The organism is Floccifex sp., assembly GCF_051873555.1.
Classification (GTDB): domain Bacteria; phylum Bacillota_I; class Bacilli_A; order Erysipelotrichales; family Erysipelotrichaceae; genus Floccifex.
The window spans coordinates 1-1822 of record NZ_JBJEEY010000102.1 but is presented as its reverse complement, the minus strand read 5'-3'; the positions used below and the strand labels follow the sequence as shown (position 1 = coordinate 1822).

The following is a 1822-nucleotide window of genomic DNA, read 5'->3' as shown; positions in this document are numbered from 1 at the left end:
CCGCCTTGCTTAATTTATCGGCTGTTTGCACCTTAAATCTGCTCCTTTTTCTGTGCTGTTTTACGCACTCATTTTACACAACTTTCAATTTTTCTTCTGCCGTAAAAGTTCTTCGCGTTCTTCCCATAAGGTGTCCTTCCTTTGTATTATACACCTTATTAGCTTTGCTGTTTTAGTCCAAGTTGCGGTTAGGCATTACAGAATATTGAAACTAGTTTTAAATATTCAAATTTTAGATATATGCCATTAGGAGAATAAGCATGAAAAAAATATTTATAGCATGTTTATCATTGTTATTTATAGCTTGTACAAAAGTATAAATAAACCGTTAAACACTTATACTCCAGTTCGATTTATAAATAATGAAGGAAAATATGGATTATTCAATCCAGACACAAAAGAAGTGATTGTATATCCTCGGTATACATATATTGAAAACTTTTCAAATGGATACGGTCTAGGTGTTTTGGGCGAAGAAGGTGGAACTTGTGAAGTTATAGATACTTTTGGTAATATACTTTTTTCTTATAAAACAGAACCTCTCAGTTACACACATTGTTATAACGGATTTTTTATGGTTGTTAATTACGATGTAGGAAATAATGTTATCTATGATCAAAACAAAGAGTATCATGGTTTATATAATTACAAAGGTGAACTCGTCTTCAAAACAAATTTTATATATTCAATGAATAATGAGTGTATTGTAACCCACAAAAAATCTAACTATATTTTCTTATTTTTTGATAATAACGGAATAAAACGAAAAAAAATACAACTACCAGACACATTTTCCTATAAATCTATTTCAAATGAAATTGTCAAGTATGAAGTTATGTATGACCCATTCTCAAATGGATTTGCAAGATTTTATATTTGGAATAATGATAAAAAACGATAAAACAGTTGTAATACCACCTGTATATAAAAGTCTAGGAAAGGCATTTGTAGAAGGTGTCTTAATTGCAGAAACTGAAAACTCATTGTATGGTTTACTTAATAAAGAAGGTGATTGGGTCATACAACCAAAATACAAACAGTTATTTAATTATTCTGGAAAAGTATTAGCTGCAAAAATTAAAAATTGGAAATTAATAGACTTAAATGAAAACATAATAAAATCTTTCCCAGATAATTTTACTTTTATATCAGATTTCGTTCAAAATATTGCTATTTTTTCTTTAACTATAGATGGTTCAACAAAATACGGACTTATAAATACTCAAGGTGATTTTGTTCTTAATGCTACATGTGAAAAAATCCTTCCTAATCCAGATAATGGATATTGGCAGATTTTAGTTAATAATAAATGGAAGATGTTTAAAGAAAATATAGGTCTCATAAATACTGAAGAATATCTCGATTTTTCCAAGGTAAATTAATGAAACTTAAATTAAATATTCTTAGTATACTTTTATTTGTAATTGTTTTATTTGCTTGTAAAGGTAATAACACAAATGAAATTAAAGTTTTTATACAAAAATATATTGAAACGGTATCGATTGAGCATGAAAAATATAAAACAAATATAACTGATAAAATGGTAGAGTATTTTTATGATGATGAAAATAAAGAAAAGGCAGATATGCCAGAATTTTTAGCAAAGGGTGGATTTCGAAACAATATAATAATTGTAAAAAATTTTGAAATTCAGAAAATTAAGAAATTACCATATAAAGATATTGATGGCTATTCTGTAAATGTTCAATTTATAATTTATGATAAATCGAAAGAAAATGAAGAGTATGTAAAAAAAAATAGACTATTGTAAAATGAGTGCGTAAAACGACACAGAAAAAGGAGCAGATTTAAGGTGTAAACA

At 27.1% G+C, this 1822-nt stretch carries 3 protein-coding genes; all 3 read left to right on the top strand.

The genetic code is table 11. The annotated features are described in order from the left end of the window. Window positions 1-280: 280 nt before the first annotated feature. From ACI32A_RS05865 to ACI32A_RS05855, 3 genes are read left to right on the top strand one after another with little or no spacing between them, the layout of a single operon-like run. Entirely contained in the window at window positions 281-901 is a 621-nt protein-coding gene (locus ACI32A_RS05865) for a hypothetical protein (protein WP_439754107.1), read from the top strand. Beyond that, window positions 885-1382: a WG repeat-containing protein gene (locus ACI32A_RS05860; RefSeq protein ID WP_439754106.1), complete on the top strand. Its 498-nt coding sequence runs from the start codon at window positions 885-887 to the stop codon at window positions 1380-1382. Before ACI32A_RS05865 ends, ACI32A_RS05860 begins: the two co-directional genes overlap by 17 nt. Beyond that, a complete protein-coding gene (locus tag ACI32A_RS05855) occupies window positions 1382-1771 on the top strand; it encodes a hypothetical protein (protein WP_439754105.1) in 390 nt (129 codons plus the stop codon). The genes ACI32A_RS05860 and ACI32A_RS05855 overlap by 1 nt, the downstream gene beginning before the upstream one ends. Window positions 1772-1822: the final 51 nt, after the last annotated feature.